This is a genomic window from Nisaea nitritireducens, from assembly GCF_014904795.1.
Classification (GTDB): domain Bacteria; phylum Pseudomonadota; class Alphaproteobacteria; order Thalassobaculales; family Thalassobaculaceae; genus Nisaea; species Nisaea nitritireducens.
The window spans coordinates 60031-74111 of sequence record NZ_JACZFS010000014.1; the positions used below are offsets into that span (position 1 = coordinate 60031).

A 14081-nucleotide genomic window follows, 5' to 3' on the forward strand; every position below is an offset into this window, starting at 1 on the left:
AATTTTCGATAGTTAAATAACTTTTAAGTTTTACAGCGGATAAAACCCCTCGGAAAACAACGGCTCTGTTCCAGAACGGGCCGGGTTCACCTCATACCAACAACGACTGATTTTCAGAGGACCTACAGATGTTCAAGAAACTCCTCATTGCCGCTGCAATGCTGTTCACCGCCACCATGGGTGCAACAGCAGCCGACTTCGCCTCCGAGGCGGAAGCCAAGGCGATGGCTGAAAAAGCCGCTGCGCATATGAAGTCCGCTGGTGTTGCCACTGCGATCAAAGACTTCATGGTCCCTGGCGGCGATTGGCATGACCGCGATCTTTATGTCTTCGTTTTTGATCTCAAAGGCATCACGATCGCACACGGTGCCAAAGCCGCTCTCGTCGGCCGCGATCTGACCGGCCTTCGCGATGTCGACGGCAAGCAGTTCATCAAGGAATTCCTGAAGGTCGAAGACGCCAACTGGATCGACTACAAATGGCAAAACCCGAAGACGAATGCGGTTGAACCCAAGACTTCCTACGTCATTCGCGTCGCTGACAACGTCATCGGTGTCGGCGCCTACAAGCGCTAAAAAAACCTATGCGCACCAGGCCGGAGACGGATCTTTCCGTCCCCGGCCGTATAAAAATCTTGGGACCGGGACCGCCAAAAATGCTGAAGAATCTACCAATCATTCAAAAAACACTAATAGCACCTGGTGTTGCCTGCTTGATGATCCTGATCATCGCAGCGGTATTCTTCATTTCTTCAAAGGAGACCACCCATCTCCAGAAAAACGCGGGGCTGGCCGGGGAACTGGTCCTTGACACCAAAGAGCTGCAAGGGCTTGTGAATGCTGGTCATGCAACACTGTTCCGGGCTCTCAGCTGGCAACAATCCGGAGTAGCTGCCGAGGACGTTGCGAAAGCAGCCGAGGAAGCACGGACCATCTACGGAAACGTTGAAGCGCTGTTCGCGAAGATTGAGGCGAATACTCCCGCAGACAAAATAGAGGCCCTGCAGACGATCCGGGACGAGTATGGCGCGTATCGTGATGTCGCGACAGAAACACTCGAAACCGTTGCTATCGACTCATTCCTGGCCTCCATGTTGATGACAGACGCTCACGTCAGACTGAGTGACGTCTCCGGAAAGATCCAGGAGCTGTCCGACGCCATCGTCCAGAAGGCGGACGACCTGCAAGATCAAGCCAAGGCGGCGCAGGATCTGGCCGAACTGGAAGTGATGGGCGTCGTTGTCGTCGCCTTTATCCTTTCGCTTGCCATCAGCATTTTCACCGGCCGCGCCATCACTGCGCCAATCAGCCGGATCACAACGGTGATCAAGGAAATCGCATCAGGGCACAGCAACACCGATATTACCGACCAGGATCGCAAAGACGAGGTCGGTGCAATTGCCGAAGCCCTCGGCGTGATGAAGGAAGGCTTGATCGAGCGCGAGGAAATGCGCGCCAAACAGATTGCCGAAGAACAGGATCGGTCGAAACGGGCCGAGCGGATCGAAGCCTCGATTGCCCGCTTTGAAAACATGATCGGGCAATCCATGACCGAACTCAACAGCATGGCGGCCAACCTGAATGACACCGCCAACGAGATGACTCTTGCCGCCGGCGAAACTAATTCACAATCGGATCAGGTGGCCTCTGCGGCGTCGTTGGCATCGACCAACGTGAACACTGTTGCCGCCGCGACGGAGCAACTCTCCGCATCGATCGGCGAAATCACCCGCAAGGTCTCCGACGCCTCCCAGATCAGCAGCTCCGCTGTTGCCGAAACCGAGCGGACGAACGCGCAGATGCAGGCTTTGGCGCAGTCGGCCGAGAAGATCGGCGAGATCGTCACGCTCATCCGGGATATTGCTGAGCAGACAAACTTGCTTGCCCTGAATGCGACGATCGAGGCCGCCCGGGCAGGTGACGCCGGCAAGGGCTTCGCGGTGGTCGCCAGCGAGGTGAAAAGCCTAGCCAATCAGTCCGCCCAGGCAACCGAGGATATCTCAACACAGGTCCAGGAAATCCAGCAATCGAGCAGCGCCGCGGTCGAGGCAATCAGTCGCGTGACCGGCCTGATCTCCAACTTGTCGGAATCCTCAACCATGATTGCGGGCGCAGTCGAAGAGCAATCTGCAGCCACCTCCGAGATTTCACGCAATGTTCAGGATGCCGCGACCGGTACCGATGAGGTTACCAGCAGCATCGCACACGTGAATCAGGCGACAGTGAAAACCAGTGCGGCGGCCGAGAATGTAACGGGAACTGCATCCCGCATGAACGACTCTGTCAGCGCCCTGCGCAGTCAGGTCGACGCTTTCCTCGCAGAGGTGCGCTCCGCCTGACCTGAGAAAAAGCTACACTAATATGAAGCGGCCGGGCATCTGCCCGGCCGTTTTCATTAGTCCTTCTTCTCGACCTGCCCGTCCGCCTTGATCCACTCTCCAAGGCCACCCTCAAGATGGGCGACGGGCGTCAGCCCCATATCCTGCGCCGTCTTGGCGGACAGCGCCGAGCGCCAGCTTGCGGCGCAATAGAAGACAAAGGTTTTGTCCTCGCCGAAGAAGTCCTTGTAATAGGGGCTGGCCGGGTCGATCCAGAATTCCAGCATGCCGCGCGGCACGTGGCGCGCGCCGGGAATGCGCCCGGTCTTGGCGATCTCGCGCACATCGCGGACATCGATAAAGGTCACGTCGTCGCTGCCGACCATGGCCTTTGCATCCTCGACGGAGACGATGCGGACCTGCTCGTTGGCTTCGGCCACCATGGAGTCGACGGTTTTGATGGTTTTCTCGGCCATTGAGGCCCTCCCTCAGGATCACGTTTCTGGGGAGAGCCTAGTGCGCGCGGAGCGCAAACGGAATGGCCTTTCGGGAACCGGACTGATGCTCCGGTTCCCTTGGGTCGTCAGGAGAGTATCAGCCTTCGGCCGCTATCTTGCGGGCATGCTTCTTGCGCTCGTTGATATCGAGATAGCGCTTGCGCAGGCGGATATGGTTCGGCGTCACTTCGACCAGCTCGTCATCGCCGATATAGGAGATCGCCTTTTCGAGAGTCATCCGGATCGGCGGGGTGAGGACGATCGAATCGTCCTTGCCCGATGCCCGGAAGTTGGTGAGCTGCTTGGACTTCAGCGGGTTCACGTCGAGATCGTTGCCGCGGTTGGTCTCACCGATCACCATGCCCGGATAGATATCCTCGCCGCCGCCGATCATCAGCGGGCCGCGTTCTTCCAGGTTGAAAAGCGCATAGGCTGCAGCCTTGCCTTTTTCCAGGCTGATCAGCACGCCGTTGCGGCGGGTCGGGATCGGGCCCTTATAGGGACCGAAGGAGTCGAACACCCGGTTCATGATGCCGGTACCGCGGGTATCGGTCATGAATTCGCCGTGATATCCGATCAGACCGCGCGACGGGCAGCGGAAGGTCACCCGTTGCTTGCCGCCGCCGGACGGACGCATGTCCATCAATTCGGCTTTGCGCTGCTGCATCTTTTCCACCACGGCGCCGGAGAACTCCTCATCCACGTCGATGACGACTTCTTCCATCGGCTCAAGGCGCTGGCCAGTCTGCGGATCGGCCTGGAACAGCACGCGCGGGCGGCTGATCGAGAGCTCGAAGCCCTCGCGGCGCATCTGCTCGATCAGCACCGCAAGCTGCAACTCGCCACGACCGGAGACCTCAAAGGCGTCCTTGTCGGCGGTTTCGGAGACACGAATGGCAACGTTGCCTTCCGCTTCCTTCTGCAGACGGTCCCAGATCACCCGGCTCGTCACCTTGTCGCCGTCCAGACCGCCGAGCGGGCTGTCATTGACGGAGAAGGTCACCGCGATGGTCGAGGGGTCGATCGGCTGCGCCATGATCGGCTCGGTCACTTCCGGCACGCAGATGGTGTCGGCAACAGTCGATTTCGAAAGCCCGGCAAGCGCCACGATGTCGCCGGCCACAGCTTCGTCCAACGGCACCCGCTCCAGACCGCGATAGGCAAGGACCTTGGTGATCCGGCCCTGCTCCAGCACCTTGCCGTCCCGGGACAGTGCCTTGACGCTGAGGTTCGGTTTCACGGTTCCGGCCTCGATCCGGCCGGTCAGCAGACGGCCGAGATAGGGATCGGCCTCAACCGTGGTTGCCAGCATCCTGAACGGCGCGTCCTTCTCGACGGCCGGTGCCGGCACGTGCTTCAGAATGAGCTCGAACAGCGGCGTCATGTCGGTGCCGACCTCTTCCGGCGTCTCGCTCGCCCAGCCGGCCTTGCCGGATGCGAAGAGCGACGGGAAGTCGAGCTGATCTTCATTTGCCTCGAGCGCGGAGAACAGATCGAACATCTCGTCCTGCACTTCGTAGGCACGCTGCTCCGGCTTATCGACCTTGTTGACCACGACCATCGGACGCAGGCCCAGCTTCAGGGCCTTGGCGAGCACGAACTTGGTCTGTGGCATCGGGCCTTCGGCCGCGTCCACCAGAACGACAACACCGTCCACCATGGACAGGATACGCTCGACCTCACCGCCAAAATCGGCGTGGCCCGGCGTGTCGACGATATTGATCCGCGTGCCGCCATATTCGACCGAGGTACATTTGGCGAGAATGGTGATACCGCGCTCGCGCTCGATATCGTTGCTGTCCATCGCCCGTTCCTCGACCTGCTGGTTCTCGCGGAACGTACCGGTCTGTTTCAGGAGCACGTCGACAAGCGTGGTCTTGCCGTGGTCGACGTGGGCGATGATGGCGATATTTCTCAGTTCCATGGATCGACTCCGAACAGGTCCGCCGCGCGCCGCTATTACGGCGCGGTGCCAGGCGTGCAAATCTGCGTTGATTGGCTCAGGGCGGTTCAGGCCCGGCAGTGTAAAATGACTCGGCGCTAACATACTTATATTGCAGCGCGAAACAAGCGCTGGATTGCATGGCTGCATCCCGTTTGCAACCCCATCCGGCATCCCACTGGGATGTGATGCCGCCTAGCCTTGCCAGCAAAGCGTTAAATGGGAACAATAAGAGAACAAACAAGAGGAATCGGGTCATGGCCGCATCGAAAGAGCTCGCGGACTTCATCACCGACATGCTGGAGCCGTTGGGCGATATCCATGCGCACCGCATGTTCGGCGGCTATGGCATCAAATATGGCGAGGTCAATTTCGCCCTCTTGCTGGGTGACCTGCCCTATTTCCGCGTGGACGACCGGAATCGCCCGGCTTTCGAGGAGCGCGGCAGCGAGCCGTTCGGCTACAACACAAAGAAAGGCGAGGTCACGGTCGGCAGCTACTGGGAGGTCCCGACAGACATACTTGAAGACCCAGAGTTGTTTCTGGATTGGGCCCGCGCCGCCATCGATGCGGCCCTCAAGGCACATAAACCTAAGAAAAATCGAAAACGCAAACAGGCTTAATTGGCCAAAATCAGTGCCTTACGGCTTGCCAATACACGGTATTTGATTCAATTTTATGTATATTATCCAATTATCCTAAACGGCGAGAGTAACCTTCATGGTACCTGAGTCTGACCGCATCACTTTCGAGGCTGGTGACATCATCTGTGAACATGGTGAGCCGTCTGACCACGTCATGTACGTTCTCAGCGGCGAGGTTGCCATGGAACATAGTCCCGGCCTCCTCGTCGAGCTGGACGGCAAGGTCACGACCTTCAAGCGCGGCTCTCTCCTCGGCGAAAGCTCTGCCATCCTGAAGCGGCCCTATGTCGGAACCCTCGTCGGCTTCAGCAGCGGCGCCTACGCTCGCGTACGTGCGGACCGGGTACGCGCCGACATCGCTAAATGCGCGAAACTGCCGAAGATGATCATCCTCAATCAGGCCCACAAGCTCGATCAGGCCTATGGCTTCATCATGACGAACTACAAGAATGCCAGCCGTGGTCAGGTGAAAGAAGTCTTCGAACCCGACCACAGCCTCGGCGATTTCTTCGAGGAAGGTGTCTCGAAGTAAGGCGAAGGCCGCCTACCCCGTCAGCGCCACCCTTCCCTCCAGCGGATAGGCCGGATCATTGTATCCTGGCGTCGAGGGGTGCCCTTCCGCCACCAGGCCGTTAATCAGCGCCTCGTCCTCTTCCGTGAATTCGTATTCCAACGCTTTCGCATAGGCCTTCCACTGCTCCATCGTGCGCGGCCCGGCGATGGTTCCGGTGACGAGGCCGTTATTCAGCACCCAACCAACGGCGAGGTCGATGATGGTCGCGCCTTTGGCTTCGGCATGGGCCTTGATCTTCTCCGCGATTACCAGACTTTCCTCGCGCCATTCGGTCTGCATCATGCGGGTGTCGGCACGGGCGGCGCGGGTGCCTTCGGCGGGCTCGGCACCCGGCTTGTACTTGCCGGAGAGCACGCCACGGGCGAGCGGGCTGTAAGGGAAGACGCCAAGTCCGTAATAATCGCAAGCGGCCAGATGCTCGGTCTCCGGCATCCGGTTCATAGCGTTGTAATAGGGCTGGCTGACGACCGGGCGGTCGATGCCCGCCGCATCGCAGAGATTGCAGATTTCGGCCACCCGCCAGGAGCGGTGGTTGGAGATACCGAAATGCCGGATCATGCCGGCATGGACCAGATCCGCCATTGCGTTCACCGTCTCTTCCAGCGGCGTCGAATGGTCTTCCTTATGCAGGTAGTAGATGTCGATATAGTCGGTATCGAGCCGCTCCAGCGATTCCTCGCAGGCCTGCAGCACCCATTTCCGGGACAGGCCGCGCGCGTTCGGATCGCCCGCGTCCATCGGATTACCAAGCTTGGTCGCCAGCACCCAATAATCGCGATGGGCGGCAATGCCGCGGCCGACCACACGTTCCGAATTGCCGTTGTGATAGGCGTCGGCGGTATCGATGAAATTCACCCCTATATCCCGCGCCTCGGCGATAATCTCGTGGGAATCGGCCTCGCTGGTCGGCCCGCCAAACATCATGGCGCCGAGACACACCTTCGAGACCTTCAGGCCGGAGCGGCCGAGATTGCGGTATTCCATTGGTTTTCCTCCCCATTTTTGCCACCCCTGATGGCTCAGGTGCGGTTCCGGAACGACAGAATAGCCGGGATGGACAACGACCGCACTTGAGGATCGCGAAGTCTCCGTGCTCTGATGCGGGCCAATGAAAAAACCGGCACCGGGAGGGCCTTCAATGACCGGATTGAGCGATACGGCACGGGAAAAGCTGGCGCATGTCAGCACCGCGACCCTGACCACGCAGCTTCTGAAGCGCGGATTGCGCAATCAGTGCCTTCAGGGCGTCAGCCGCCTGACCGCGCATGATCGCAATATGGTCGGCGAGGCTTTTACCCTGCGGAACATCCCGGCGCGTGAGGATATCGACCAGATCAGCGCCTATGACGATTACGATCACCCCCAGCGCAAAGCCATCGAGACGATACCGGCCGGCAAGATCCTGGTGGTGGATTGCCGTCAGGACGCCAGCGCCGCTTCCGCCGGCAATATCCTGATGACGCGCCTGCAGGTCCGCGGCGTCGCCGGCTTCGTTTCCGATGGCGGCATCCGCGATTCCTACGAGATCGCGGAATACGACATTCCCTGTTATGTCGGCGGACCCTCCGCGCCGACCAGCCTGATCAAGCACCATGCCGTGGCCGAGCTGAACACCCCCATCGCCTGCGGCGGTGTCGCGGTCTATCCGGACGATGTGCTGGTCGGCGACGCGGAAGGTCTTGTGGTTCTGCCGGCCCATCTTGCCGAGGAAATTGCCGAGCAATCCTTCGAGCAGGAGAAGATGGAAGTCTTCATCGCGGAAGAAGTCGCAAGCGGCAAGCCTCTGCGCGGCACCTATCCGCCGGATGAAGCCACCAAGGCCCGCTATGTGGAATGGCAGAAGAAGCGGGACGCCGAAGCGTGAGTGCTGCCGATACGGATAACGACGCGCTGATCGCGGTCTATGATCGTGATGCACGGCGCCTGCGGACGGAATGGTCCGCAGGTGCGGAGTCCGCAACCCATAGCGACAAGTTCATTACTTTTCACACCCCCTACCTTCCGTCCGAGGGAGGCCATGCCCTGGATATCGGTGCCGGATACGGGGCCCATGTAAACGGGCTTGAATCCCGGGGGCTGGAAGTGGTCGCGGTCGAACCCGCCGCCGGTATGCGCGCGGAAGCAGAGACCCTCTATCCCAACTCCCGAGCGACCTGGCTCGACGACCGCTTGCCGGATCTCGCAAAAGTGCACGCGCTCGGGCGCCGGTTTGATTTCATGCTGATGAACTCGGTCTGGATGCATCTGCCGCAGAATTTGCGGAGTCAGGGCATGGCATGCCTCGCCGCGCTTCTCGCACCTGGCGGTCGTTTCTCCGTGCTGCTGCGGCACGGTCCGGCACCGGCGGACCGGCCAATGCTCGAGTCAGACACCGAGCCCTTCCTGGCCCTCGCCGAGGCGCAAGGACTTTCCGTTATTCACCGCGAAGAAAACGGCGATGAGTTGGAACGCGACAGCGTTTCCTTCACCCGCCTCATTTTGACGAAATCAGGTTAATTCAATGACATATGAAACTTTGCTCTTCTCAATCGAAGACAACATCGCCCGCATCACCCTGAACCGGCCGGAGCGGATCAACGCCGTCACCGCGGTCATGCACGAGGATTTGCGCGACGCCTTCACTCAGCTGGAAAAACCGGGCTCCGCCCGCTGTGTGATCATCACCGGCGCCGGACGCGGATTCTGCTCCGGACAGGATCTCGCCGACCGCAAGGCCACCAGCACGGCCGAACGGCGCGACCTCAGCGAATCCATACAGCAGAACTACAATCCGCTGATCAAGCGCATGGCCGCCCTGCCGATCCCGATCATCTCGGCGGTCAACGGCGTCGCCGCCGGGGCTGGTGCCAGTCTGGCACTCGCCGCCGATATCGTGTTGGCAGGTCACAACACCAAGTTCGTGCAGGCCTTCGTCAATATCGGTCTGGTACCGGATGCAGGCGGAACCTACGTGCTGCCCCGCCGCGTCGGCCTTGCCCGCGCGCTCGGCATGACCTTGATCGGCGCTCCGGTGACAGGCAAGCAGGCTGCCGACTGGGGCCTGATCTGGTCCTCGGTCGAAGACGAAACCCTGCTGGAGGAAGCCGAAACCCTGGCAAAAACCCTGGCCGCGAAAGCCCCTCTGGCGCTCGCCGGGATCAAGAAGATCATGCGTGCCTCGCTCGACAACGGATTGGCCGAACAACTTGATATGGAAGCAGAATTCCAGCGTCAGTGCGGTTATACGGACGATTATCAGGAAGGCATCGCCAGCTTCCTTGAAAAACGCGCGCCAAACTTTCAGGGCAAATAAGCCGGAGCATCCCGATGAGCGTCGTCATCTATCACAATCCGCGCTGCTCCAAGTCGCGACAGACATTGGAGCTGCTGCGGAGCAACGGAGTTGAGCCGGAGATCCGGGAATATCTGAAATCCCCGCCGAGCGCGGCGGAGATCGAGGAATTACTCGGTTTGCTCGGCATGGAGCCGGTCGCTCTGATGCGGCGCAAGGAAGCGCCCTTCAAGGAACTCGGCCTTGGCGACAGCTCAAAAGACCGTGCAACGCTCGTCCAGGCGATGCACGACAACCCGGTCCTGATCGAGCGTCCAATCGTCATCGCCAACGGCAAGGCCGCCATCGGCCGCCCGCCGGAAGACGTGCTTAAAATCCTTTAGGGTGTTTCAGGCGGAATCGGAGATGTTCAGGATTCCGCACCGGCACATCCAGATAACCAGAAGATCTAACTCTGACGCCTGTTGAGCCCCCAACATAGATTGAAGCGGGAGCAATATCCTCAGACACAAACTTGTTCCTTAATTCCGGCTGACGCTCGGCACGATCTCAAGCGCAACAATCCCGGTAATCGTATCGTCATCGTCTGGCAAGACCTTGAACATGGCTGCGTCCATGATCCGGTGCAGCGACTTGCGTTCATTCTCGTACAGTCCGTTGACCCCGGCATTCAGGAAATAGGCCCCCGCCGTCAGACAGCACTCGAACTCAAAGCTGACATTAATCTCCTCGCCCGCCCGGTAATCCGGAAGACCGCGCCTGAGGCTGTCCGTTGTCCTGCCGGACAATAGAACCCCCTGGATGGTCTTGATCATCATCGCGCACATGACCTGCTCGCGATCCTCAACGAAGCGAACCTTATAACGGAAGGCATAGTGCCTGCCGCGCACCAGAAGATTGACCGCTTCGCCGTCAAGAGTTTCGATACGCGGCTGGCTGATCTCTGCCCCAAGGCTGACATACGCCGTGCGGCTTTCCGGCACCATTTCCGTATCTAGGGTTTCTCGCGACTCCTCGCGTCCGGTTTCGTTTCGGCAGGCTTCCTCGTCCCGGCGGATATCATCTCGCACGGCATTGAGCTGAGCGGCCGGTGCATGGGTCAGCTTGTGATAGTTGGAAATCACCCTCTTCGGATCCCCGTCCATCAGCATTTCGCCATGATCCAAAAGGACAACCCGGTCGCAAAGCTGCGTGATCATACCGGCCTCGTGGCTGACGAAGAGGATCGTTGTGCCGCGACGGCGCATTTCCTCGATCCGGGCAAAGCACTTCCGCTGGAAACCTTCATCTCCAACCGCAAGCGCTTCATCGACAATAAAAATTTCCGGGTCCACGCTGACCGCGACCGCGAAAGCGAGGCGGACATACATGCCGCTCGAATAAGTTTCGACTAGCCGGTCGAGAAAATCGGCCAGGCCGGAAAACGCGACTATGTCATCGAATTTCCTGTCGATCTCCTCCTTCGAGAGGCCGAGGATTGCCCCGTTCATGTAAATATTCTCACGGCCGCTCGCCGCCGGGTTGAAGCCTGCTCCCAGTTCGAGCAAAGCGGAGACCCGGCCATTCACCGTGACATCTCCTTCAGTTGCCATCAGCAGACCCGCAACGATCTGCAGCAACGTGGACTTACCGGACCCGTTCCGCCCGATAATCCCGATCGTCTCTCCCCGCCCGACCCGGAAAGTCACATTATCCAGGGCCACGAAAGGAGTGAAGAAGGTGCGCCGCCCCCGCAGGATCGCCTGTTTCAGCCGGTCGAGGGGCTGATTGTAGACGTTAAAGACCTTCCGGACGCCCCGAATGTCGATGGCGACATCCGTCTCCGTGCGCAGCGCGACGCTATCGCTGGTCTGATTATTCATGCGGCAATCACAATCCGGGACGGCTCGGCGGCCGGCTGGTTTAAAACACGGCTCATGGCCGCGATCTTACATCACCTCGGTGTAACGAAGCGGCTCAGCTATTCGGGCCTGCGAACATCGCTTCCATTTCGCGCCGGACCTTCACCGCATCGTCACTGTTATCGATCTCTACATCGGACCATTTCAGCCGCTCGCCTGTGACGACCGATCGCTTCATTTTGACATTCTGCGCGAGGCCAAGCGGCAGGTAGCCTTCGTCGAGCGAGGTCCGGGCCGGGGTTTGCTTGCCCCAGACGCAGAACCCGCCCTCACCGTCCAGCATCTCGCCTTCGGCAATATCCCGCTTTGCCGTGGCGACCACGTCCGAGTTGAAGGCAATCGGCGAGCCGGTCGGCTCCCCCCTTAGTGCAGCGGAGGCGACGGAAACACCCAGTTCGAGCCCGATCATGTGGGTCGGCCGGTACAGCGAGGCGAAGCGGAAACTGCTGTCCGGGAGCATGTGATACTCCTCGAAACAATAGCGGGCGTAATCGGTCTCGCCCTCGATAACGACGAACGTCCCGTATTGCAGATGGCCCTCCACCTCGGCGCCGTCCCGGGTCAGCGAGGACACCACCTCGGTGGTGCCTGAATGGGTCAGCGTGCCGCCGTTCCCGACAGGCTTGCAGACCTCGGCCAGATCAAAGCGTGAGCATGGCGGAAAAGCCAGCCCGTCCGGCTGCGGTGTCAGTCCGGTGGCATTGCAGACCGCGCTCATCTCGATGCCAGACTTTGTCCCGTCGATGAAGCTGTTGAACATTTTCGGATTGAGCCGGCCGCGTTTGACGACCTCGGGGTCCCAGCCGAAATGATCCCAGACCGTGTCAGGCGTCGATTGATGGAAGCTGGGAAGGTAACGGGTCCCCTTGCCGGCCGAGACGACCATGAAACCGCAGGTCCGGGCCCAGTCGACATGTTCGGCAATGAGCGCCGGCTGATCGCCCCAGGCGAGGCTGTAGACGGTTCCGGCAAGCTCCGCCTTTCGGGCCAGCAATGGTCCGGCCACTACATCTGCCTCGACATTGACCATCACGACATGCAGGCCGTGGCTGATCGCCATCAGGCAATGGTGGATACCGGCGGCGGGATCGCCGGTCGCCTCGATCAGGACGTCGAGGCCGCCATCCCGGATCAGGGACGCGCTGTCATCTGTGATGAAGGTGCTTCGGTGCTTCTCGGCATCGTCGAAACTGCGGGCGGCGAACCGCTCCGCCTCCCAGCCGATATGGGTCAGGGTTTCCCTGGCCCGTGCCACATTGAGATCGGCGATGCCGACCACATGGATACCCTTGGTCAGACGGGCCTGCGACAGGTACATCGCGCCGAACTTGCCGCAGCCGATGATCCCGACTTTCACCGGATCTCCTGCGGCCTCCCTCTGCGCCAGCATACGTGACAGATTCATCCCGCCCTCCCTTGGTTCCAGACCTTTGCAGCTCAGTTCAGGATGCGGATCGGCTCTCCCGCGTGCCAGGCTTTGATGTCCTCGACCATCTCGCCATAGAACAGCTTGTAGGTTTCCTCGGTCACGTAGCCCATATGCGGCGTGAGCAGGATATTATCCAGCGTGCGGATCGGATGATCGGCCGGGAGAGGTTCCGGCTCGAAAACGTCCACGGCGGCGCCTGCGATCCGGTTGTTCTTCAGCGCGTCGATCAGCGCATCCTCATCCACGATCGGACCGCGCGAGGTATTCACCAGCAGCGCCGTCGGCTTCATCTCCGCCAGAGCGGCCGCATCGATCATGCCGCGGGAACGGTCGCTCAACACGACATGGAGGGTGACGATATCCGCCTCGCGCAGAAGCGCTTCCTTGCTCGCCGCCTTGCGCACGCCGACTTCGGCACAGCGCTCTTCGGTCAGGTTCGGCGACCAGGCGACCACGTCCATACCGAAAAGCTTGGCAATCTCGGAGACTTGGCTGCCGAGTTTACCGAGCCCGACGACCCCCAGGGTCCGGCCCTTCAGATCAACGCCGATACGGGTCTGCCACTTGCCTTCCCGCATCATGCGGTCGTCATGCGCAACCTGCCGGGCCAGCGCCATCAGCATGGCCCAGGTATGTTCCTTCGTCGTGTTCCCGCTGGTCGCGGTGCCGCACACCGGAATGCCGCAAGCACGGGCCGCCGGAAAATCGACCGCGTTGTTCCGCATGCCGCTGGTGACGAACAGTTTCAGGTTCGGCAGGCGCTGGAAGATCTCCGCCGGGAACGGCGTCCGTTCGCGCATGGCACAGACGATCTCGAAGTCTTTCAGGCGGTCGACGAGCGCGTCGTGCTCTACCAGATTATCGGTAAAGACGACCGTCTCGTACCCCTCCGGCAGGCTTCCCCAATCGGCCATGCGCAGGGATACATTCGCATAGTCGTCCAAAATCGCAATCTTCGGCATTTCCTCACCTGTCACTTTAGTTTGTTGTAGTATCTTATTGTTTTACGGTCTTTTTTGACCGAGACATACAGCTTTTACTCGTCCTTCTGCTTCAGATCGAGCGACGCCGAATTAATGCAATACCGCAAGCCGGTCGGCTGCGGCCCATCGGGGAACACATGCCCGAGATGGGCTTCGCACTTCGCGCAATGCACCTCGGTCCGGACCATGAAGTGGCTACGGTCCGTCGTGCTCTCGATATTCGCCCCCTCGATCGGCTGATAGAAGCTCGGCCAGCCGCAGCCAGCATCGAATTTAGTCTCGCTTTCAAAAAGCGGCTCGCCACAACAGACGCAGGTATATGTCCCCAGCTCAGTCGTTTCGGCGTACTTGCCCGTAAAAGGGCGTTCCGTCCCATGCTTCCGTGTCACCTGGTACTGCTCGTCGGTGAGCTGCTCCCGCCACTCGGCGTCACTCTTCACGACCTTTTCCATCATGCCCTCCAGTTCCCTTGTCAGGGCTGAGATTGTGCCAATGCGCGGTTCAGGCAAGTCACCTTTCCGCA

The 14081-nt window shown here is 59.9% G+C and carries 15 protein-coding genes; 8 read left to right on the top strand and 7 right to left on the bottom strand.

What is annotated here, in order from left to right; translation table 11 throughout:
- The first annotated feature begins 128 nt into the window (after positions 1-128).
- Together IG629_RS05180 and IG629_RS05185 are read left to right on the top strand one after the other, a co-directional pair.
- Positions 129-575 carry a cache domain-containing protein gene (locus IG629_RS05180; RefSeq protein WP_193170908.1) on the top strand — a complete coding sequence of 149 codons (447 nt, stop codon included), beginning with the start codon at positions 129-131 and terminating at the stop codon, positions 573-575.
- Between the two features lie 140 nt (positions 576-715).
- Positions 716-2338, top strand: coding sequence for a methyl-accepting chemotaxis protein (locus IG629_RS05185; protein WP_193170909.1), 1623 nt, complete (start codon positions 716-718; stop codon positions 2336-2338).
- Positions 2339-2394: 56 nt separating this feature from the next.
- Here IG629_RS05185 and IG629_RS05190 read toward each other — a convergent pair whose 3' ends face one another.
- Both IG629_RS05190 and typA read right to left on the bottom strand, forming a co-directional pair.
- Positions 2395-2793, bottom strand: a complete 399-nt coding sequence (locus IG629_RS05190; protein WP_028465206.1) for a rhodanese-like domain-containing protein — start codon at positions 2791-2793, stop codon at positions 2395-2397.
- A 118-nt stretch (positions 2794-2911) separates the two neighbouring features.
- Complete coding sequence (typA, locus tag IG629_RS05195; protein ID WP_193170910.1) at positions 2912-4738, bottom strand: translational GTPase TypA; 1827 nt, start codon at positions 4736-4738, stop codon at positions 2912-2914.
- A 275-nt stretch (positions 4739-5013) separates the two neighbouring features.
- On the opposite strand from typA, the gene IG629_RS05200 reads away from it, so the two are divergent.
- Positions 5014-5379: a TfoX/Sxy family protein gene (locus tag IG629_RS05200; protein ID WP_193170911.1), complete on the top strand. Its 366-nt coding sequence runs from the start codon at positions 5014-5016 to the stop codon at positions 5377-5379.
- Positions 5380-5476: 97 nt separating this feature from the next.
- Positions 5477-5932, top strand: coding sequence for a cyclic nucleotide-binding domain-containing protein (locus tag IG629_RS05205; RefSeq protein WP_193170912.1), 456 nt, complete (start codon positions 5477-5479; stop codon positions 5930-5932).
- Positions 5933-5944: 12 nt separating this feature from the next.
- On the opposite strand, the gene IG629_RS05210 is transcribed toward IG629_RS05205, so the two are convergent.
- The gene (locus IG629_RS05210; RefSeq protein ID WP_193170913.1) at positions 5945-6958 is read right to left on the bottom strand and encodes an aldo/keto reductase; all 1014 of its coding nucleotides are present in this window, start codon (positions 6956-6958) and stop codon (positions 5945-5947) included.
- A gap of 154 nt (positions 6959-7112) precedes the next feature.
- On the opposite strand from IG629_RS05210, the gene IG629_RS05215 reads away from it, so the two are divergent.
- From IG629_RS05215 to arsC, 4 genes are read left to right on the top strand one after another with little or no spacing between them, the layout of a single operon-like run.
- A complete protein-coding gene (locus IG629_RS05215; RefSeq protein WP_193170914.1) occupies positions 7113-7838 on the top strand; it encodes a ribonuclease activity regulator RraA in 726 nt (241 codons plus the stop codon).
- A complete protein-coding gene (locus IG629_RS05220; RefSeq protein ID WP_193170915.1) occupies positions 7835-8470 on the top strand; it encodes a class I SAM-dependent methyltransferase in 636 nt (211 codons plus the stop codon). Before IG629_RS05215 ends, IG629_RS05220 begins: the two co-directional genes overlap by 4 nt.
- Positions 8471-8474: 4 nt before the next feature.
- The gene (locus IG629_RS05225) at positions 8475-9266 is read left to right on the top strand and encodes an enoyl-CoA hydratase-related protein (protein WP_193170916.1); all 792 of its coding nucleotides are present in this window, start codon (positions 8475-8477) and stop codon (positions 9264-9266) included.
- A gap of 14 nt (positions 9267-9280) precedes the next feature.
- Positions 9281-9628 (top strand): arsenate reductase (glutaredoxin), encoded by a 348-nt coding sequence (gene arsC / locus IG629_RS05230; protein WP_193170917.1) that lies wholly within the window; start codon positions 9281-9283, stop codon positions 9626-9628.
- A gap of 138 nt (positions 9629-9766) precedes the next feature.
- Here the strand turns inward: arsC and IG629_RS05235 are convergent, their stop codons facing one another.
- The 4 genes from IG629_RS05235 to msrB all read right to left on the bottom strand — a co-directional run bounded on the left by IG629_RS05235 (position 9767) and on the right by msrB (position 14067).
- Positions 9767-11107 carry an ABC transporter ATP-binding protein gene (locus tag IG629_RS05235; RefSeq protein ID WP_193170918.1) on the bottom strand — a complete coding sequence of 447 codons (1341 nt, stop codon included), beginning with the start codon at positions 11105-11107 and terminating at the stop codon, positions 9767-9769.
- Positions 11108-11201: 94 nt separating this feature from the next.
- Positions 11202-12551, bottom strand: coding sequence for an NAD(P)H-dependent oxidoreductase (locus IG629_RS05240; protein ID WP_193170919.1), 1350 nt, complete (start codon positions 12549-12551; stop codon positions 11202-11204).
- Between the two features lie 32 nt (positions 12552-12583).
- A complete protein-coding gene (locus IG629_RS05245) occupies positions 12584-13537 on the bottom strand; it encodes a D-2-hydroxyacid dehydrogenase family protein (protein ID WP_193170920.1) in 954 nt (317 codons plus the stop codon).
- Between the two features lie 74 nt (positions 13538-13611).
- Complete coding sequence (msrB, locus tag IG629_RS05250) at positions 13612-14067, bottom strand: peptide-methionine (R)-S-oxide reductase MsrB (RefSeq protein WP_404923402.1); 456 nt, start codon at positions 14065-14067, stop codon at positions 13612-13614.
- Positions 14068-14081: the final 14 nt, after the last annotated feature.